Here is a 436-nt window from a genome sequence, read left to right as displayed (position 1 = left end):
CTGGTATGGCCCGGGCGCGGCCGAGATGCACCAGCGCGAACAGGAATGGGCGCACCTGTCCGCCCGCACGCTGAGGCACCACCCGGCGGACGCGCAGGCGGGCCAGGCGATCCATGACCTCTCTCTGGTGTACGCAGGGTCCGAGACGTTCCGGCGGACGATGGCGACCGTGGATGCGGAAGGGCCCGTGAATGTCCGCGTGGACCCGGAAGTGTCCACCGCGTACTTCCGCCCGCATGGCAGAGAGGTGGTGTTGGGGCAGGCGTACACGGGCAGTCGTCCTTACGCGATGGGCGTTCTTGCCTTCGAGCTGACCAACGCTTCCCTGTCCGAAGCATATTCGGCGCATGAGCGTGAGGCCGCCATGAGGCGCATGTCGCCCCATGAATTCGCGGAAGGCGCGGAACGGATCGAGTACAACTCGGTGCGCGACACG

Annotated in this window: 1 protein-coding gene; it reads left to right on the top strand. The window is 67.0% G+C overall.

Annotation, left to right across the window (positions count from 1 at the left end):
* Positions 1 to 187: 187 nt before the first annotated feature.
* Positions 188 to 436 (top strand): hypothetical protein (locus K9U41_RS23290; RefSeq protein ID WP_282643208.1); only part of this gene is annotated, 249 nt, incomplete at its 3' end.

Source organism: Xanthobacter autotrophicus (genome assembly GCF_029991245.1).
Classification (GTDB): domain Bacteria; phylum Pseudomonadota; class Alphaproteobacteria; order Rhizobiales; family Xanthobacteraceae; genus Xanthobacter; species Xanthobacter autotrophicus_C.
The sequence above is the reverse complement of the archived record's forward strand: the minus strand, read 5'-3'. Positions and strand labels throughout refer to the sequence as shown.